Annotated in this window: 14 protein-coding genes; all 14 read right to left on the bottom strand. The window is 42.2% G+C overall.

Features of this window, described 5'->3' with window-relative positions; translation table 11 throughout:
• A partial coding sequence (locus tag C1G57_RS09195) for a mucin-binding protein (protein WP_161941144.1) occupies nt 1–4,298 on the bottom strand: 4,298 nt, incomplete at its 3' end.
• A 1,001-nt stretch (nt 4,299–5,299) separates the two neighbouring features.
• On the bottom strand, nt 5,300–6,880 hold the full coding sequence (locus C1G57_RS09200; RefSeq protein WP_105114633.1) for a DEAD/DEAH box helicase: 1,581 nt from the start codon (nt 6,878–6,880) through the stop codon (nt 5,300–5,302).
• Nucleotides 6,881–7,470: 590 nt separating this feature from the next.
• A complete protein-coding gene (locus C1G57_RS09205; protein WP_105114634.1) occupies nt 7,471–8,175 on the bottom strand; it encodes a hypothetical protein in 705 nt (234 codons plus the stop codon).
• A 13-nt stretch (nt 8,176–8,188) separates the two neighbouring features.
• A complete protein-coding gene (locus tag C1G57_RS09210) occupies nt 8,189–9,067 on the bottom strand; it encodes an ATP-binding cassette domain-containing protein (RefSeq protein WP_105114635.1) in 879 nt (292 codons plus the stop codon).
• A gap of 157 nt (nt 9,068–9,224) precedes the next feature.
• Complete coding sequence (locus tag C1G57_RS09215) at nt 9,225–9,803, bottom strand: YitT family protein (RefSeq protein WP_105114636.1); 579 nt, start codon at nt 9,801–9,803, stop codon at nt 9,225–9,227.
• A gap of 93 nt (nt 9,804–9,896) precedes the next feature.
• A complete protein-coding gene (locus C1G57_RS09220) occupies nt 9,897–10,280 on the bottom strand; it encodes a PH domain-containing protein (RefSeq protein ID WP_105114637.1) in 384 nt (127 codons plus the stop codon).
• A gap of 86 nt (nt 10,281–10,366) precedes the next feature.
• Complete coding sequence (locus C1G57_RS09225) at nt 10,367–11,968, bottom strand: ATP-binding cassette domain-containing protein (RefSeq protein WP_105114638.1); 1,602 nt, start codon at nt 11,966–11,968, stop codon at nt 10,367–10,369.
• 324 nt (nt 11,969–12,292) lie between these two features.
• Nucleotides 12,293–13,837 (bottom strand): peptide chain release factor 3, encoded by a 1,545-nt coding sequence (locus C1G57_RS09230; protein WP_029186246.1) that lies wholly within the window; start codon nt 13,835–13,837, stop codon nt 12,293–12,295.
• 144 nt (nt 13,838–13,981) lie between these two features.
• The gene (locus tag C1G57_RS09235) at nt 13,982–14,668 is read right to left on the bottom strand and encodes a TIGR02206 family membrane protein (RefSeq protein WP_161941145.1); all 687 of its coding nucleotides are present in this window, start codon (nt 14,666–14,668) and stop codon (nt 13,982–13,984) included.
• 132 nt (nt 14,669–14,800) lie between these two features.
• Nucleotides 14,801–16,006: a hypothetical protein gene (locus C1G57_RS09240; protein ID WP_105117127.1), complete on the bottom strand. Its 1,206-nt coding sequence runs from the start codon at nt 16,004–16,006 to the stop codon at nt 14,801–14,803.
• A gap of 128 nt (nt 16,007–16,134) precedes the next feature.
• Nucleotides 16,135–17,496, bottom strand: a complete 1,362-nt coding sequence (locus C1G57_RS09245; protein ID WP_105114641.1) for a UDP-N-acetylmuramoyl-tripeptide--D-alanyl-D-alanine ligase — start codon at nt 17,494–17,496, stop codon at nt 16,135–16,137.
• 313 nt (nt 17,497–17,809) lie between these two features.
• Nucleotides 17,810–18,214 (bottom strand): OsmC family protein, encoded by a 405-nt coding sequence (locus C1G57_RS09255; protein ID WP_105114642.1) that lies wholly within the window; start codon nt 18,212–18,214, stop codon nt 17,810–17,812.
• A gap of 357 nt (nt 18,215–18,571) precedes the next feature.
• A complete protein-coding gene (locus tag C1G57_RS09265; RefSeq protein WP_105114643.1) occupies nt 18,572–19,618 on the bottom strand; it encodes a D-alanine--D-alanine ligase in 1,047 nt (348 codons plus the stop codon).
• Between the two features lie 80 nt (nt 19,619–19,698).
• Nucleotides 19,699–20,295 carry a recombination mediator RecR gene (recR, locus tag C1G57_RS09270; protein ID WP_024404490.1) on the bottom strand — a complete coding sequence of 199 codons (597 nt, stop codon included), beginning with the start codon at nt 20,293–20,295 and terminating at the stop codon, nt 19,699–19,701.
• Nucleotides 20,296–20,302 lie beyond the last annotated feature (7 nt).

The following is a 20,302-nucleotide window of genomic DNA, read 5'->3' on the forward strand; positions in this document are numbered from 1 at the left end:
GGGTCCACCTCAGTACCTGGATTCTTAGGATCTTCTGGGGTGACGGTTACTACTTTTTCTCTTACGACGACTTCAAATGGTTGGTCTGTAGCCTTATCTGTGTCGAAGACTTGTCCACCTTCTTTAGTGAAGCCGTCTGTCACCACTTCATAGCCTTGGTTGGTAAGCTCTGTAATACGATCTGTTGTGGTGTAGTTGATTGGCTCGCCTGACTTACCTGTCACTTCATCGACAGTTCCTAGCGTTTTTCCTTTGTCATCTTTGTAGGTGATGGTGGCTTTTTGGGCGTCCTTCACATATCTAACGATAACTTCAGTGTCTGGATCAGTTGCCGGAACATCCTGAACAGCTTCGACACTTGCCTTGTCTGGTGTGTAACCTGCAATTGCTGGTGTGTCTACCTTGTCGAAGTCATCATCAGTTGAGGTCCAGTCGCCATAAGTCACTTCTTTAGTTACCAAGTTAACAGTCGCGGTACGTTTGTAGGTCAGTGTTTCAACAACATCTGGCTTAGCCTGACTTCCATCTTCGTATTGGTACTTGATAACTCGTGTAACCGTTTGGTTGAGGTCACTTTCCTTCAAGCCATCTGGCCATTCTGGTCCGGCTGGATTATCTGGGTCCACCTCAGTACCTGGATTCTTCGGATCTTCTGGGGTGACGGTTACTACTTTTTCTCTTACGACGACTTCAAATGGTTGGTCTGTAGCCTTATCTGTGTCGAAGACTTGACCACCTTCTTTAGTGAAGCCGTCTGTCACCACTTCATAGCCTTGGTTGGTAAGCTCTGTAATACGAGCTGTGGTGGTGTAATTAATCGGCTCGCCTGACTTACCTGTCACTTCATCGACAGTTCCTAGCGTTTTTCCTTTGTCATCTTTGTAGGTGATGGTGGCTTTTTGAGCGTCTTTTCTATAAGTAACGATAACCTCAGTATCTTGGGCATTATACGGAACATCCTGAACAGCTTCTACAGTTGGCTTATCTGCTTCATAGCCGTCAATAGTTGGCGAAACAACTTCATTAAAATCATCATCAGTCGAGGTCCATGGGGTATAAGCAAGAGCACCTGTCACTACATTTACCTTAGCAGTACGGGTAAATGTTAGTGTTTCTTCAACTGTTGGTCTAGCCTCTGCTCCACCCTCATACTGATATTTGATAGTACGCTTAACACTCTCGTTCAAATCTGTAGCACGTACTCCTTCTGGATACTTCGGCCCAGTTGGGTTAGTCGGATCTATCGGAGTATTCGGTTCTTTTGGAGCATCAGGAGTTACTGTCTTAATTCTTTCACGTAAGACAATTTTATAAACTTGGCTTGGTGCTACTGTTCCAACTCCATCTTCAATGCTATCGTAATAAGTTGTCTTATTCGAAAAACCATCGCTAATTACTTCATATCCTCTATCTATATAGTTCTGCAGAATATCAAGAGTAATACGTTTTGGAATAATCGTTTCTTTTCTTCCTTGTTCCCTGATAGTATGATCCAATTTATCAGGACCAGATACAGCGCCTGTTTCAACATCCACTGGTCTTAAATAAATTTCCATCAATGCTTTTGCTGCTTTTTCATAGACATAAGTCAATTCTTTCAAGGTATCTCTCTCGACAGCACCTGTTTCAGAATCAATTTTTACAATTCTTCTAAGCTCATTAGGATCTTCGGTAACTGGTCTTAGAGTAGAGGTTGATGGATCAATCCCTATTAGAAAATATTGATCTATCGCATCACCTTCTCCTGTAAACACACTAAAATGCTTATAATTTTTTGTATCGTACTCTTCACCAGTTGCCCCATGTCCAACAAGGGTAGCACTACGCTTGATCGTTTCTCCTTTATCATTCACATAGTGAATAATAACACTACCTTTTTCGGCATAATAATAGGTCACATGTTGCTCATTTTTTACATTGTCATTGACCATTCTCATTCGAACACCACCGAAACCGAAAGGTTGACCATCTTTACCTTTTAATGTTACAGCTTTGTGTTCTGGAATAAAAAACATACCTTCAGAGAAGTTTTTTCCATTTCTAGAGAACTCTATAGTTTCCCCTGTTATCACATTTGTAACAGTTTTAGGCTTAGTTTTATAACTCTCAAACTGATGTTTAGAAGTATAACTATGACTACCTTCTAAGGTATTTACTGCTCCAGGGACGATTTCCTCAGACGTAAAGAATTTAATAAAGTTTTCAGAAGTCAAATCTGCTTCTGTAATTTCTGTTTTTCTATCTAGTGTTAATCTATTCGGTCCGTCTGGATTTAATAAATAAATATGTGCTTTATGCGTACCATCTTTTTGGGTAACTTCTAACACACGCACCAAATTGTGCGTCATGATACTTTGAATCGTTTTAGCACCCACCTTGTAATCTGCCGCCAAATCTCCCTTAAGAACTGTCGGAACATCTTCGGCAATTAGCTCATATTTATCAAAATCTAGGGCACCTGCAATCGTGTAGCTATCGCCTGTCAATGCTCCTTTTTGAATAAAGGTAGCAAGCGTTTCTTCGGCTCTCTTATCTGTCGCTTTTACAACGTATTTCGTTTCTTGTGTTGTCCGAACTGGAACCAAAACATCGTGAATATTCAGTTCTGTACCAACAGATTTTGGACTTACCTTATCATAGATGATGGTATTGATATTGCCACCGTTAGGGTTATTGATTTTTAAGTTTTTACTTGTAGAATTACTTGGATCTGGAGTAAATTCGAAACGATAGTTAAAATTGTTGCCCGAAGTTCCTTCATATTGGGCTAGGCTAGCAAATTTCCCTGTAGAACCTTGAGCAATCTCTATAGATTCTAAAATTTTATTGTTTTGACGCTTATCAACTAGATCAGCATATACTTTATTTATTTCTCCTTCTTTAGCTGTAGAAAATTGGAAGAAATAGTCTTTGTTATATTTTTTATTAAAAGTCGTTGCCTTATTCGGATCTGTTTGTGAATCTAGGCTTAAGACCATAAAGACCTCTCGTCCTTCGGGTACAGTCGTCTTATAGGCAGTAGGAACAACCGTTGTTGTCGCAGTCACACTTGCATCACCAGCTGCCTTGTCAAAATTTGCACCAACTGTTTTAGCCTCATCAGGAACAATCCACTCTGTCGTTACATAAGATACAGTATTTGCACGTCTTGTAGCATTTTCGATAGCCCTAAAACCACTTGTCCCTTCCGCATTACCACTAGCTGCAACGGTCGTTTCTGTCAGCGGATTATCCTTCTCATCTTTTTTCCGAGTTACAGCAAAGGAAAGTATGTTGGTTTCGTTTTCAGCAACAACCTTAGTTATGACATTCGCCTGTCCATCTGCTAGACGATAACCTGAACGAAGCTTATCAGCAGTGACAGTTACCTCAGTCTTAGCCACCTCATCAGTAGTCTTGACAGTTACATAACCTACTTGGCCTAGCTTTTTCTCTTCACCTGTTTCCACATCAGTTTGAACAACCTTATAAGGAATATTGACTGTACGCTCAATGACTGGCTGAGAAAGTTCTTTCGAAGCTTCAGCTAATGGTTGAGTATCAGAATGAGTAGTTTCAGCTGGAATAAGCGATTTAACTGCAACAGCTGGTTCCTGTTTTTCTGCTGGCTTATCCACAATTGGAGAAACGGTTTCAGCCTTAGCAACTTCCTGGCTTGAAGCCGGTTCTGTAACCTGCTTTTTCTCCTCCATCTCTACTTTTTCAAGGCGGAATGTGATGAGATTTTCCCCACCTTCAACAATATCCACCGTCTGTTCAGTAGCCTGACCTGCAACCAAACGATACCCTTCTGGTAGATTAGACGATACTAACACCTGATGACGAGCTTGGGCATCACTGGTTGTTACCTCAACAGATAGAGATTCTGATGAAAGAACATTTTCCGATGCATCGATATAGCGAACGGTGTAGCTGATTACTGCCTGTCTAACAGTTACCGTTTCTTCCACAACTGGTGGCAATACAGGTTGCACTTCTTCTACTGGGGACGATTCAGCTTGAACAGCAACTGCAGTATTTTCAACCTCCGGCACCACTTCCGTTTCCGATAAAGCGGTTACGTTTTTCGCTTGAGCATCCGTAACATTCGTCTCAGTAGCTTTTTCTTCTTCACCGACTACGACTTCCTGCGCTGGTGGAACTATCGCCGCCTCTTCCGCAGAAATGACTGTTGCACCTGCTCCTAATATCAGGGACATCCCTAAAAGCACACTTGCTGCACCAAAATGGAATTTACGAATTGAGAAGTGTTGTCTCATCCCATACCAATCAAATGATTTCCTCTTAGCTTTACGCATAAAAACCTCCATGAATTAATTCATATTAAAACAGAAAAAGAACACATTCGTCCTTCAATATGCTCCACACACTGTATTACTTGTCTTGTTCATGGTATTGCTCTTTCCTACTCTCATTTTTATTCCTAATATTAGGTTAAGAACTACTGCATTTTTCGGGGGGAAAAATTCTTATTGACCTAAATAGTTGACATAGAAATGAAATAGTATATTAGGTTAAGAACTACTGTATGTTCGGGGGGGAAAATTCTTATTGACCTAGATAATTAACATAGAAATGAAACAATATTGAACAAGAATCATAAAACAATGCTCTGCTACATAATAGCCTTAAAAATGGCTACTAAAATAGCATACCCCCTCCCCTTACCCCCAATTTCCAAGTATTTTATTTAAGTTTTTTCATGTTTTCAACAATTTTTACGTGTTTAAATAAACAAATCTACTTTTCTATTCACCTCGTATATACTATATAAAGAGAGTGTCAAGATGTTCTTGAACTTCAACGAAATCTACAATTTATTTTGCGATTCCATCCGCTATCGAACTATAACCATCTCGTAACATACCAATCAGAAGCTTTCTTACCTTTTTCATCAAAGGCCTCCTTTCACACTGTACAACATGTTAGTATAACAAATTATTGTTTACGTTTACATACTACCACTACCTGTTCTTTTTTTCAAGTAATTATATGCTATTATTAAAAAGTTTAATACCATTATAAGCTGTACTTATAGGTTGAATATATATATATATGTCAAAGAAAACAATTTACGCCTTATACTAAATTTAATAATGCAAATATCATCCCTGCTATTTGAGGATTTACAATCATTGAGAAACTTTTTTATAAATGCTTAATTATTTAGAGATATGTATAGTTTTCTTTCAAAAAAAGAGTTTGATACGTAATTCACAAAATTGCATGACATAATATGTACGAACGAAAAAACGAGCACTTCCATAGGAAATACTCGTTCTGTTACTATAGCATTTTATTATCTCTCACCTTTATTTCGAATAACAAAGCCTGTTTTCTTTTCACTTGACGTGCGTTGGTGTGGTTTCTTATTGTCTTGACGGCGGTTGTCGCGCTTGAACTTGTCATCACGACGGCTGCGGTCGTTACGATCAACACGGCGTCCTCCACGGTCTCGGTTGCGGTCACCGTCACGACGGCCACCACGATCACGGTCGCGACCTCCACGTCCACCTTTACCCTTGGCTTGTCCAGGAGCAAACTTGAATGGCAGTGGTTTTTCACGTGCAATTTCCACTTCTGGCAAGCTATCCGGATCTTGAACTGTCAAGGTCAAGACATAAAGTGCCAATTCTTCAGGAGTAAATTCAGCCGCCAACTGAATAGCATCTTTCTTGAACTTATCGAAATTGCTACGGATGGTTTCATCCGCCATTTCGCGCTCAATCTTCTTCAGGGCAACTTTCTTCTTAGCTTCAAATGCTTCCTGAGCCGTTGCTGGCTTGAGACCTTTCATACGTTTCTTGGTCAAATCTTCGATGATTGCCAAATAGCCCATCTCGTTTGGTGAAACAAAGGTAATAGATTGACCTGATTGACCTGCACGACCTGTACGACCGATACGGTGAACATAGCTTTCTGGATCCTGTGGAATATCGTAGTTATAAACGTGGGTTACACCTGAAATATCCAATCCACGCGCCGCAACGTCCGTCGCAACAAGGACATCAATCTGGTCATTTTTAAAATCACGGATGACACGAAGGCGCTTATTCTGATCCAAATCTCCGTGAATACCCTCTGCACGGAAGCCACGCAGTTTCAAACCACGAGTTAATTCATCAACACGACGCTTAGTACGACCGAAGACGATAGATAATTCAGGCTGGTCAACATCCATAAGGCGTGTCATGGTGTCGAATTTTTCATTTTCTTTGACACGGATATAGTATTGGTCCACGTTCACATTGGTCAATTCCTTAGCCGCAATCTTAACGTGCTCAGGCTCTTTCATGAACTTGACACCGATGCGCTTGATTGGCTCTGGCATAGTCGCAGAAAATAGTAGAGTTTGGCGACTTTCTGGCACACGTTCGATGATCGCTTCAATATCGTCCAAGAAGCCCATGTTGAGCATTTCATCCGCTTCATCAAGAATGAGGGTTTCAACACCGTCAAGCTTGAGGGCTTTTCTCTTAATCAAGTCCAAGAGACGACCAGGTGTACCTACAACGATGTGGGCACCTGAGCGAAGGGCCTTGATTTGTTTTTCAATGCTTGAGCCACCGTAAACAGAGCGGACTTTCACACCCTTTTCACGACCAAATTTGAAGAGTTCTTCCTGACTCTGCACCGCCAACTCACGTGTTGGGGCAATAATCAGGGCTTGAACTGCTTGATTGTTGGTGTCAATTTTATTGAGGGTTGGCAGACCAAAGGCTGCAGTTTTCCCTGTACCCGTCTGGGCTTGACCAATCACATCTTTTCCTTCCAGAGCAAGCGGAATGGTCTGCTCCTGGATAGGTGACGGCGTTTCAAAACCAGCCTTCTCAACGGCAAGCAAAATGTCTTCGGACAACTGTAGATCTGTAAATTTCAATGTATTCTCTTTTCTAAAAGGCAGTGCGAAGCTACCTTATCTCACTTTTTTTGTAACAACTATTTCCACTGGCAGCGAACTACTACTCAATGAAAATCAAAATTAGCCTAGCTCCAACAGTCTAGGAATAGACTGTTGGAGGTGGGAAATCCCACGAACATTGTTCGTGTCACAACAGTCTAGGAATAGACTGTTGGAGGTGGGAAATCCTACGAACATTGTTCGTGTCACAACAGTCTAGGAATAGACTGTTGGAGGTGGGAAATCCTACGAACATTGTTCGTGTCACAACAGTCAGAGTAGTGACTATTGGAGGTGGGAAATCCTACGAACATTGTTCGTGACAATTAGTCGAAGGTAGAACACAGTTACTTCCTTGTTTGTAGGTAACAGGCTGAAAAGTTCCACTGGAGCTTTTCACTCACCAAGACGAGTTGACAACGGATGGCTTTGATTTTCGCAGAGTAAACCAGTATCAGACTTGCAACTTACCTAGTATAACACATTCTCAGCATTAAGGTGAGGATTTACCTTGGAAATCAAAATAATACGTTTTCACAAAAAGCAACCTCTCTCGAGATTGCCTATTCTTACTTCAATTCCTTTTTTGAAAATAGCAGAGCACCGCAGATGAAGTAGCCCAAACTAAAGACCCGTGCCAAGATTGATGGCCAAGAGAGCAAGTTCTCCAAGTCAGCCGCTACAGATAATTGTGAAAACATCATAAAGTCCGCAAAAAAATCCGTTTTAAGAAGAATGCCTGTCGCCATCATGAACAACTGATCAAACAAGAAGGCAATCAAAATATAGACCATGTATGCTTGATAGATTTTTGGAAAAATGACAAACAAGATTGTACAAAAACTAGCAATCACAATATAAAAGGGCAACTGATAAACAAAACCTTCTAAAAGAACCCCGTAATCTGCCGCCCCATTCATCATTTGACGAGCAAAACCAGTCAGCATATAGGCAAATAAGACATAGAAGACACAAAGTCCTACACTAGACAACCACTTATGTGTAAAAATCTTCAAACGGTTCTGGGTACGTACCAGACTATTATTGACTGTCCGAAACTGGAAATCATCCCCAAAGAAAATCTTGGCTGGTGCCACAAAAAAGAGAGGCAACAAGTTTGTCCAGTTAGACAGAATATCCTCAGCCCCAACAGCAGTCAGTTCCCGACTACTGCTATAAGCCAAAATCAGACTGAGGATAATCAATATTGCCAGACTAACCAAGGACAATCTTTCCTTACGAATACGATACCAATCTGCTTTCACCAAATTCATTTTCCACTTCCTCCTAGTTCAACAAACTCAAATAATACTCTTCCAAATGCTGGCCCTGACGGTAAATCTCCAGAATTTCAATCCCTGATTGACCCACCAAATCAATAAGAGATTGAACATGTTCATCCGCATCCAAGACCAAACCAGCCTCTTCCAAACTAACTTCCAGCCCCTTTTCTTCCAAATAAGCCTTCACAGCTGCATTGTCTGCCGTATCCAGATAGAGCTTTCTCGCCACGACCGCTGCCAAATCAGCCCTGGTCAGATCACGAATGACCTTGCCCTTGTGCATGATGACAAAACGATCTGCCAACAACTCCAACTCCGACAAGATATGACTAGAAATCAAGACCGTCATTCCGTACTCATCCCGCAAGCGCAAGATAATGTCCCGCACATCCTTGATCCCAGACGGATCCAAACCATTGATCGGCTCATCCAAAATCAAAAACTCTGGAAAATCAATAATCGCCAAGGCAATGGACATCCGCTGCCGCATCCCAAGCGAAAAATTTTTGACCTTCTTCTTCCGATCCACATCCCCCAGACCAACCAAGTCCAGCACCTGCTGGATACGCTCCTTGGGATTTTCCAGGGATAATTGCAGAGCCGCATACATGAGATTGTCCCAGGCAGACATGTTGGGATACAGAGTAGGCGACTCAATAATAGCCCCCATCTTCACTGGTTTTGGATAGACCAGCTGACCAGCCGAGGGAAAAATCAGCCCTGACAAGATTCGGATCAGAGTTGTTTTTCCCGCACCATTTTGCCCAACCAGACCACAAATCTCTCCACGCTGGATGGCGAAGGATATCTGATCTACCGCAGCCTGCTGACCATAGACCTTACTCATCCCCTCAATCCGCAACAAGACATTCTCTCTATTCATACAAGTCTCCTTTTGTATCTTTGTTTTGATGTCTTAATTGTATCATACAAACAATACAGTGTCAAGCCAAAAAATAAAAAAGTTTGGAAAGAAGCCAATTCAAAAAATAAAACCTATACTCACCGTCCAGTACTGACTGGTGAATACAGGTTCTATCCTATTTCCATTTGGTCAAACACAAGTCTAAGGATTTACTGATAAGAAAGACCATAACCAGGGTCCAAAACGTTTTGGTCCAACCAATTTTAAAAGCCAAGGGTGTCACCACCAGAATATCAAAAATCAAAATAACCCTTGTAATCTTCCAATTAAAATATTTGTTACATAATAGGGCAACAATGTCACTGCCTGCTGTTGAGCCGTTTCCTTTAAGAACCAGGGCCATGGACAAACCAGTCGCTAGACCAGCTAAAATAGCAGAGGGAATAAGCGGAAGCCATTGGGCTTGTAGAAATCTTGTCACATACATGGTCACCGACATAGAACCCACTGCCAAAAAAGTATAGAAGACCCTTACTCTACTCAAAAAACGGTAGGCCAAAACAAGGAGAACGCCATTGAATATAAAACTTGTTACCCCTGCTTCCATGCCCAGAGTGTAGTAAAAAAGTAAGGCAAGCCCTGTGACCCCACCTTCTCCAAACTCATGGGGAATGACCAACATATTCAAAACTAGGGCATACAAAATCCCACCCATAACAATCAGTAAACAATCTTTTAAACCTATCTTTGACATAAAAACACCTACTGGATTTGTCTATATTTAGTATATCAAAAAAAGTAGAAAGCGGATACACTTTCTACTCATTCTACACCGAGATTGTTAGGATTATTTCCCCAAAACAGCGGATGCCAAGGCTTTTTGAATAGCAATAACACTCTTGTCACTCTTGAACTGAAGAGTTTCTGCAGGCTCTGCCGCAGAAGAAATCCAAATTTTTAATTCAGCATCCAAGTCAAAATGGCCAGAGGTTTCGACCGTAAAACGCGAGATCGAACGATAGGGAATAGACTTATATGAAACCTTCTTACCAGACATTCCTTGCTTGTCCACCAAGATCAAACGATACTCAGTAAAGACAATCAAGTCACGAACCAAGCTAAAGGCCATCTCCACCTGTTCAGCATCCAAAAGGATATCTGCCAAATCCTGCTCTACCTTATCATTATTCATCTGCGAGGCATTGCCCATCAAACCTGAAAACAAACCCATGTGTTTACTCCTTTTTTGTTTTTCCTTATTTTACCGAAAAATGTGGAATAAAAAAAGCAAAAACCCCAGAAGAGTTTTTGCTGCTGTCAAACTGATAGATGAACCTGCTCATCAAAGAGGGCTAAAAAACTTTCCTCCTGAGAGTGTGTCACAACAATCACCAGTTTGTCCCTTATTTTCTCGAGACTATCTGCAATCAATTGTTCGCTTTGAGAATCTAAGCCTGTTGTAGGTTCATCAAATAAAAAGACCTCTGCATCACGGTAAAGGGCACGCGCCAAATCAAACCGTCTCTCTTCCCCACCTGATAATTGCTGAGAAGAGGTCAAGAGAGTAGCAAATCCATCTCCCTGCCGATAGAACCAGTCCTCTAAACCAACTTGCCGCAAGCAACCCATTGCTTTATTCTCATCTAAAGGCGCAAACAAGGTCAAATTATCCCCGATGCTAGCTGTAAATAGATTGGTTTTCTGCGGTAGGTAGTAAATTTTCCGAAAGAGGGCAAGCTGATCCAGTTCTGCCAGATCCCTAAGATTGACTAAGATCCGTCCCTCATCTGCTTTCTGAACCCCCATTAGCAGACGGAGCAAGGTCGTCTTCCCACACCCGCTCTTGCCCAAGATAGCGTATTTTTTATTGGCTTGGAAACGATAGGAAAACCTATCAAACAGACGGTGGTTATTTTGCTCAAAACTAATAGCATCCAAGCTGATGCTGTCAATGGTTTCAGTCAGTTTCACTTTGGCTTCATTTTCCTTGGATGTTCCCTGTAGAATTGTGGTCAAATCTGCCACAACCGTCCGACTAGAAAGATAATCCGTCAGCAAGCCTGACATGGTTTGGATAGGACCTGCCACAGTTCCCATCAGGGTTGTCATAGCAATCAAATCCGAAATGTTCAGCAGACCTTGAAAAACAAATATCCCTCCAATAATCCAGGAACCTGAATAGACCACGCTGCTCAAACTGTAGGAAACCGCATAGGTCTGGGATTGTTTTTGGGCAAAACGGTTAGCACGCCTAGTGTATTCCTGATTGGATGCCGCCAGCTTTTCTTGGAAAACTGGCGTGATGGCGCTGATGCGAATGAAAGAGAGAGCTTCTACAAACTCACTAAACAAGGTAAGATAGGCATTTTTCTCCTCCTGACTGTCCTTTGTCGCACGAGCTAAAATCCCCTTATTTATCACCGGAGCCAAAAATGGAATAAAGCAGAGCGCCAACATGATCATAGCCATGGTTCCTTGAAGGTAGAGAGCCCCAATCAAAGAAAAACTAAAAACCAACAGGCTTGTCACCATGGACAGGAGCGGCGTTAGATAGGTAGTTTCCAAGATATTCAGATGATGAACCAAGACATGGACCTTATCTGCCTGATTGTCTTTTGCTGCCTCTCCTAAGTCCTCACGCGCATAGACAGTCACTAATTGATTGCGCGTCTCTTCCATAATCTGATTGATTGCCTTAAACTTGAGACAGCGGGGCAGGTAATCAAAATAGCCATCACATAAAAAGAATACCACTGCAATCACTGAACTGGTCACAAATGCCTTCTGGTCACCAGATAAGGCCGCTTCCGAAACACGCGCATAAATAAAACCCGTTGCTGCTAAAATCAGAGCATAGACCACCGACACAGCAGTATAAGCAACTACTGCCAACTTGCATTTTCTAAGGTAGTAAAACACCGTTCAAACCTCCAATCCATTTCTGTTTATTTAATCATAGTATATTATAATACATTTTTCGGAGTATAACCAAATTTTTATGAAAAAAGCCAGGACCTGCCTGACTTCTTATAGAATTGATTGGATTAGCTGAAGATTGAACTTAAGGTTCATCGAAGCGACTTAACGAAGTTTTAACTTGATTTTCAAAGCTGAACAGCTGTAAACTGACTTCCGTCAGTTCCCATCTCCCACTAGTAGAAAAGGGCCACTGGACCTTAGCCATTGGTAAGCCGACTGCTGTCGGCTCTTATCTCCAACTAACAACAGTCCCCCGGACTGTTGTTACATCTTCTCTTCCAACTCCACATCTGGGTACTTATCCGCGAACCAGCGGAGGGCGAAGTCGTTTTCAAAGAGGAAGACGGGTTGGTCAAAGCGGTCTTTGGCTAGGATGTTGCGGCTTGAGGACATGCGTTCATCCAGGTCTTCTGGCTTGATCCAACGGACTGTCTTTTTGCCCATTGGGGTCATGACCACTTCTGCATTGTACTCGCCTTCCATGCGGTGTTTGAAAACTTCAAACTGGAGCTGACCAACAGCCCCCAGCATATACTCGCCAGTCTGGTAGTTCTTGTAGAGCTGGATAGCTCCTTCTTGCACCAATTGCTCAATTCCCTTGTGGAAGGATTTTTGTTTCATGACGTTTTTAGCAGACACTTTCATGAAAATTTCCGGGGTAAAGGTTGGTAGCGGTTCGAATTCAAACTTGTTCTTGCCTACGGTCAAGGTATCTCCTACCTGATAGGTTCCTGTATCATAAACCCCGATAATGTCCCCCGCAACTGCATTTTCCACATTCTCACGGGACTCGGCCATGAACTGGGTCACATTTGACAACTTGGCTCCCTTTCCTGTACGAGGCAGGTTGACCGCCATACCGCGTTCAAATTCACCTGAAACCACACGGACAAAGGCAATGCGGTCGCGGTGACGAGGGTCCATGTTGGCTTGGATTTTGAAGACAAAGCCTGAAAAATCTTTATTGAGCGGGTCAATGACATCCCCTGTCGTTGTCTTGTGACCATGTGGCTCTGGAGCAAATTCCAAGAAGGTATCAAGGAAGGTCTGCACACCAAAGTTGGTCAGGGCTGAACCGAAGAAGACAGGTGTCAAATCGCCGTCCAAAATCGCCTGCTCTGAGAATTCATTCCCAGCTTCCGCCAAAAGCTCAATATCATCCAGAACTTGAGCATAAAATGGGTTAGAGCCAAATAACTTATCACCCTCATCCAAGCTTGCAAAACGCTCCTCGCTACGGTAGAGTTCCAAGCGTTTGTTATGGAGGTCATAAAGTCCCTCAAAAGATTTCCCCATACCAATCGGCCAGTTCATCGGATAGCTGGCAATACCCAAGACTTCTTCCAACTCCTGCAATAAATCAAGCGGCTCACGACCGTCACGGTCCAACTTGTTGATAAAGGTAAAAACAGGAATGTTGCGGTGCTTAACAACCTCAAAGAGTTTTTTGGTTTGGGCCTCGATACCTTTGGCAGAGTCCACTACCATGACAGCCGCATCCACCGCCATCAAGGTCCGATAGGTATCCTCAGAGAAGTCCTCGTGTCCTGGCGTATCCAAAATGTTAACACGCTTGCCCGCATAGTCAAACTGCATAACAGATGAGGTAACAGAGATACCACGCTGTTTCTCGATATCCATCCAGTCAGACTTAGCAAAGTTACCAGTCTTTTTCCCCTTGACCGTCCCTGCCTCACGAATTTCACCACCAAAGTAGAGCAACTGCTCAGTAATTGTGGTCTTACCCGCGTCCGGGTGAGAGATGATCGCAAAGGTGCGGCGTTTCTTGATTTCTTCTTGTAGTGACATGATGTTTATTCCTTTTTCTTTGGTCCATAGCAGAGCTGACTTCAACTTTTTCCTATCATAAAATGAGACAAAAGAAAAAGAGAGTGACTACTGCAACTCTCTTATTATATCGGAAACACGGGAATTTTTCAAACGCTTGGAAAATCAATCTTGGAGTAGATAGACTAATTTCTTTTTCCAATATAATTGGAACCCTACCTGAACAGAACTAATTAAACATGATATTATTAGTGAAAGTAGGACAAAATTGAACCAAGTCCCTTGGCTATTGACTATGGGTAAGCGAGTCAAATAACCATAATTACCTTTTGTCAACCAATTAACAAAAAGCATGACCAGATGAAGCATGACTGTCAGTGACAAACGCTCCCGTCTTGAAAGACTGAATTGATGTCCCTCTGTCAAAATATAAGACAAACACAACACTGCTAAAGCATAATGACCAACCACAAAGGTAAAGAAGGTCAGATGTGGAAAAGGAAAGGGATCGAAGACCGGGTAAATAAAAGCCACCAAGGAACCAATGAGACCAAGATAGGAAAAGTAGAGTTTCAAATCTCCCTTCCTAGCAAACAGTGAAAATAATATGGCTAGTCGACAATGATAAAAGGGTAAACTTTCAGAAAGGGACCAATCGGACCAAATATACCAAGTATATAGACTAACCACTTGAAAAAGTAAAATTGTCCAAAACAAACGATTAAACCAAGTTTTAGTATAATATCGCGTGGTCAAGTAAAGCAAGATAAAAAGCGGTAGCAACAAGCCAAGGTGAGTAAATAACCCTAGATGCGGGCCATGCGAAACTTGATTAGTAAAAAAATCATTCATACTTTCTCCCCCTAAATCCTTTCTAACCATTCAAATCAAATATAGTATATCAAATTGTATAAATGTTTACAAGGTTAACCAAGAAAATTGAATATCACTCAATTTAAAACTTGCAACAACAGACTACACATTTTAAAAACCACTTTTCTTCATCAATTTCAGAAATCGTTGCAACCAATCACGCTGCTCTTGCAAACCATCCAAACTATCCACAAATTCAATACATTTCTTAGCTCGTTCAGTATAGGGATAATATTTTTTCACCTGTCTTCTCAATTCTAAAACAACACATAACAACTCATCTTGTTGTCGTTGTTCCATCCGACGATGATGTACATAGTCTGAATGCCACTTTTCAAGCATGAACAGTTGATTATCGAGGCTTTCAATAGTCTGAACTGTTTTCAGGTCATCCAGTCGATTCTGCGAATGGAGCCAATCACACAAACTCTTCACACGAGCCTGTTTTCGCTCGAGTTCCGCGATAGCCAATCTTTCCTGTGCTTCTTTTCGTTCAAGAAATTTTTGATGGTCTTCTATTTTATGACAGATTTCTCTATCTTCCGTTTGGGAATCAAGCGAGTTCTTCAAAGCAATTGACTCTTCATCGAATTGTCCATCTAGCCAGGCTAGTAAATCCTGCTTTTTCTGAGCCCATCTCTTCAAGTCAAGTTGTCTTTGTCGCTCACGCTCTGCCTCTCTTTCCCTCTTAGCTAGCAATTTCTCTCGTTCAAGGGCATTTTTACGCAATGCAGCAGCAACTCGCTCGTGCAGTTTCCACCTTCTAAGCTTTTTTAAATAGACTTCTACATCAAAAACTTGATTCAATTCAGGTCGTAAATAATCATTAACCACATAGAGGATACGCTCCATCTTATGAAAGGCAAGCTGTCGTTCCGATTGTTTTCCACTCAAGGCCAGTTTAAATAGCTGGTAATCATTCCAAGGATTATAGCGATTGCCCCTATCTGCCTTAAAATAGCCCTTCTGATAGTATTCATCTAAACTATCCAAGTCCATTATTTCTTTGAGGCTTGAAAAGTCAGAGTTGGACCGCAAACGATATTCTCGCTCTGCCTTCTTCAAACTCTTTGTCAGTTCCTTATTTTGAAATTTTTTGATACAAGAGGATCCAATTGGTGATAGCTTTATATTACTAAGATCTGTACGAGAAACAGAATAGACTTTCTGCAAGTGAGCCTTACCACATAAACACTTGCTTTCCATGACCTTATCAATTTTTTCTAGCTTTACCCTTGTCCATTCCTGCCTAGCTTCTTCCCAATTATTAGCTAGACTCAAGGAAATGACTATCGCTTGTAAATTTGAATCCTTCATCTCAACCTCTTTTTGTATATTGTTATTATATATTTTATAAAATATATACATACTTTTCAAGGTCTTGAACAAATAAAAATGATTGAACTTCTCCGCATTTTTGCAAAAGAAATTCAATCCTATTCTTACTATTTTTCTAATGCTTCCACCACTTTGCCAAGATTCATGGAGTTGGAGCCTTTGAAGAGGATTTGGTCGTCTTTTCCTAGACACTCCCTAACCTGTTTAACCAGTTCTTCAAATTGGTCCTGCTCTGCATTTTTCCTAAAGAAATAGACTTTTCCAATCGGAAATATCTGACTAGCCAGCTGGGCCAGACCTTCAATGTCCTGACCGTAAAAAATGACGGTGTCTAGCACATCAGGCGACAGGCTCAAAATCATCTGATTATGAAGATCAACCGACTGGCTGCCCAGTTCTTTCATATCTGCCAAAACCGCGATTTTCTTGCCGCCGTCGTTTGCGGGAATACTAGAAAAAGTTTCCAAAATCAATCGCATGGCCGTTGGGTTAGCGTTGTAGACATCACTAAGAATATCGGCTCCGTTAGCTGCCTTTTTCCACTCGGTGCGGTTGCGGGTCAAGTTAAGACTGGCTAGGGCTGAGGTGATGGCCTCATCAGACACACCCAAGGTCTTGCCCACATAGCTTGCTACCATGGCATTGGTGGCATTGTACTTGCCTGTTACAGGCAGGAAAATATCGCCGTCCATAAAATTGACGGTGAAAGTCAGGCTGTCCTTGCTCTCAACCAGACTGGTCACCTGCAAATCAGCCTGCTCACCGAAGCGAATGAGTTCTACATGGCTAGGTAAGAGCTTATCCGCAATTGGATCTGCCGGGATCAAGAGTTTACTACCTGGCTCCATTCCATCTGCAATCTGTAATTTTCCCTTGGCAATCTCTTCTCGTGAGCCGAAAAATTCCAGGTGGGCTTCTCCAAAAAGGGTAACAACTGATAGGCTTGGTTTAGCAATTTCAGACAAGAGGTGAATATCGCCCAAGTGGTCCTGCCCCATTTCCAAGACCAGTTTTTCTGTATCGTCAGGCATATGGAGGACGGTGTATGGCAGACCGATTTCGTTGTTGTAGTTGCCTTGGGTCTTGTAAGTCTTGTAAGTCGTCGCTAGAACATCGTGAATCATGTCCTTGGTGGTCGTTTTACCGTTTGAACCTGTCACGGCAATGACTTCTACCCCTGTTTTCTCTAGGTAGTAGGCCGCTAATTGTTGAAGCGCAGCCAAGCAGTCATCTACTAGAATGTGGGGAACATCAAGGCTGACTTCCGAAAGGGTTACTGCGCAGCCATTTTCAAAAGCAACAGGAATAAAGTCATGACCGTCACGCGCACCCTTGAGGGGAACAAAAAGGTCACCAGTTGTGACGAGTCGGCTATCGAACTCGACCTTGTTGAGTGCTGTATCAGGATAAAGACTACTATCATTTTTTGCGCCCAAGACCTGAGCGACTTCGTGTAGGGTTAATTTCATTATTTTCTCCAATATAGTCTTTTAGTTTACTTTTAGTACTCGCTCCAACTATCTGGGAGATAGTTGGAGGTTGGAAATAAAGCGAACAAAGTTCGCACCAACAGCCGCAGGCATAACTCAATGCTTTCTAATTTCTAGGCATTGACTTGAAACAGTCCCCCAGACTGTTTCAATCAGGCAAGGCGAGTTCAAACACTCCAGTGGAGTGTTTGAAGTTGGAAATAAGGAAACAAAGTTTCCTCATTCGTCGACGTAATAAAAGATAAACTAAATGACGATAAACTAAAAAAGAGCTTTCGCTCTCTCTATTATATCACTTTTTAGCTCGTGTGGATGAAAGTTCAGCCTCATCTAACAGATCAAACGCGATGTGGTAGCTGATATCATCACGCAAGAGGGCTTTAACCCTACACTTTTGGTCCACATAGGCCAAGATTGCTGCCTGCTTTTCGGCTGAAACCTGCTCAGCCAAGGCAATTTTCAGATCAAATTTTCTGTCTTCCAACTGACAAGCTACTTGAACAGGCATAGTTTTATTGCCCTCTTGGCTGGCATAATAGCCCTGCACACACATGGTCACACAGGCAGCCAAGCCGATATTAACTAGACTAACAGGCGTTTCTCCCTTATCAGTCACACCAAAAGTACGAACGGGGTCCCCGTAGCCTTGAGAAAGGGCCTGAAATAGACCTTCTCCTTTTACTGTCGTTTGATACATAAACACCTCCAGATACTTGTCCCCATTCTATTCCTTTTTGCAAACCTTTGCAAGAAAAAAGGGAGTGGGAAAGAACTCGACCAGTCTAAAAAGAGTTCGTCAACAAGTCCTTATTTCCAGTTGTTGAGCTGAAACAGTCTATCCCCAGACTGTTTCACTCCCACCCCGCATAGCTCCAACAGTCAGAGTAGTGACTGTTGGAGGTTGGAAATGAAGCGAACTCTGTTCGCATCAGTCGTAATGGTCAGATTTGGAGTGTGAAACACGAACAAATCTGCCAATCAACCACTGCGCTGAGATGTTGACACGAACTCTGAGAAGCGAGGCTGGACTTTCTGCCCAGCCTCTTGACAATAGTTAAATGAGGTGGCTTTCGCGTTTTTCAAACATTTCCTTAGCCAAGCTGACTAACTCTTCAATCAGGTCTGGGTAAGCCAGTCCCATGTTGTCCCAAAGAAGTGGGTACATAGACCACTGGGTAAAGCCTGGCATAGTGTTAAGCTCGTTGAGGAAGATATCGCCCTCTTCTGTTAAGAAGAAATCACAGCGAGATAGACCACAACCACCGATAGCACGAAAGGCCTTGGCAGCATTGTCCCGCATGGTATCCATGATAGACTCATCAATCTTAGCTGGGATTTCCATAGTAATCTTGTTGTCGATGTATTTGGCATCGTAGTCATAAAAAGCAACGTCTTTGACTACTTCGCCAGGAAGTGTCGTTTTCACGTCAGCATTTCCCAAAAGACCAACCTCAATCTCACGCGCGTTAACCCCTTGCTCAACAAGAACACGGCTGTCATACTTGAAGGCCACATCAAGCGCCGCCTGCAAGCCTGCCAAGTCTTCTGCCTTGGAGATACCAACGCTGGAGCCCATGTTGGCTGGTTTAACAAAGACTGGATAGGTCAATTTTCCTTCAATCTCTGCAATCTTATCATCGATATTTTCACCCTCGATAACTGCCACATAAGGTACTTGGGAGATTCCTGCTGATTCAAGAACACGCTTAGTAGTGATTTTGTCCATAGCAACGCTGGAAGACAAGATATTGGTGCCAACATAGGGCATACGAAGGACTTCCAAGAAGCCTTGGATAGAGCCATCTTCTCCCATTGGTCCGTGAAGGACAGGGAAAACAACGGCATTTTCTTCGTAAATATCACTTGGACGCACTTGTTGGTCTACAACAATAGTCGCATTGGTCATCAGTTTTTCATCAGCAGATGGTGTTTGAGAAAATTCCTGCGTCTTGATGAAATCACCAGTTTGAGTGATAAAGTAAGTTTTTACAAAAAATTTATCATAATTGATGGCGCGCATCACACTTTCAGCAGACAATACAGATACTTCACGTTCTGCTGAACGACCACCATAGAGTAAAATCAAGGTTTCTTTTGACATATACATTCCTCTTCTAATTAGATAATCTACACTTAGTATAGCATAATTTTGAGTTTGAAGCCTTCTCTAATGGATAAAAACTACAATTCTGTCCTGTTCTCAATGGCACGAAGGAGGGTGACTTCATCTGCGTATTCAATGTCACTTCCGACTGCCAATCCTCGTGCCAAGCGAGTAACCTTGATTCCCGCTGGCTTTAGGACACGTGAGATGTACATGGATGTCGCTTCACCATCTGCTGTTGCATTTGTCGCAACAATGACTTCTGTCACTTCGTTTTCCATCAGACGAGTTAGCAAGGTCTTTAAGTTAATATCGTCTGGTCCAATACCATTCATCGGGGAAATCAAGCCATGCAAGACATGGTAAAGACCGTGGTATTCTTGGATATTTTCCAAGGCTGTCACATCTCGACTGTCTTCTACAATTAAAATAGTCGACTGGTCACGACTGCTATCTTGACAAATACCGCAAGGGTCCTGGTCTGTCAGATTGCCACAAACCGAACAATAGGTCAAATCCCTCTTGGCAGCCAAGAGATTTTTTGCAAATTCATTGACCACATCATCTTCCATACCAATGGTATAGAAGGCCAGCCGCGTAGCTGTCTTAATACCGATTCCTGGTAATTTGGAGTAACTGTCAATCAACTTGGCAATGGGTGTAGGATATAGCATAATTCTC

Origin of the sequence: Streptococcus suis (genome assembly GCF_002960425.1) — a bacterium.
In the GTDB taxonomy this organism is placed as follows: Bacteria; Bacillota; Bacilli; order Lactobacillales; family Streptococcaceae; genus Streptococcus; species Streptococcus suis_S.

Coding starts and splice junctions, on each gene's coding strand:
- recR (WP_024404490.1), bottom strand. CDS start 20,295: ATGCTATATCCTACACCCATTGCCAAGTTGATTGACAGTTACTCCAAA.
- C1G57_RS09215 (WP_105114636.1), bottom strand. CDS start 9,803: ATGTCAAAGATAGGTTTAAAAGATTGTTTACTGATTGTTATGGGTGGG.
- C1G57_RS09245 (WP_105114641.1), bottom strand. CDS start 17,496: ATGAAATTAACCCTACACGAAGTCGCTCAGGTCTTGGGCGCAAAAAAT.
- C1G57_RS09240 (WP_105117127.1), bottom strand. CDS start 16,006: ATGAAGGATTCAAATTTACAAGCGATAGTCATTTCCTTGAGTCTAGCT.
- C1G57_RS09230 (WP_029186246.1), bottom strand. CDS start 13,837: ATGTCACTACAAGAAGAAATCAAGAAACGCCGCACCTTTGCGATCATC.
- C1G57_RS09205 (WP_105114634.1), bottom strand. CDS start 8,175: ATGAATTTGGTGAAAGCAGATTGGTATCGTATTCGTAAGGAAAGATTG.
- C1G57_RS09220 (WP_105114637.1), bottom strand. CDS start 10,280: ATGGGTTTGTTTTCAGGTTTGATGGGCAATGCCTCGCAGATGAATAAT.
- C1G57_RS09210 (WP_105114635.1), bottom strand. CDS start 9,067: ATGAATAGAGAGAATGTCTTGTTGCGGATTGAGGGGATGAGTAAGGTC.
- C1G57_RS09265 (WP_105114643.1), bottom strand. CDS start 19,618: ATGTCAAAAGAAACCTTGATTTTACTCTATGGTGGTCGTTCAGCAGAA.
- C1G57_RS09255 (WP_105114642.1), bottom strand. CDS start 18,214: ATGTATCAAACGACAGTAAAAGGAGAAGGTCTATTTCAGGCCCTTTCT.
- C1G57_RS09235 (WP_161941145.1), bottom strand. CDS start 14,668: ATGAATGATTTTTTTACTAATCAAGTTTCGCATGGCCCGCATCTAGGG.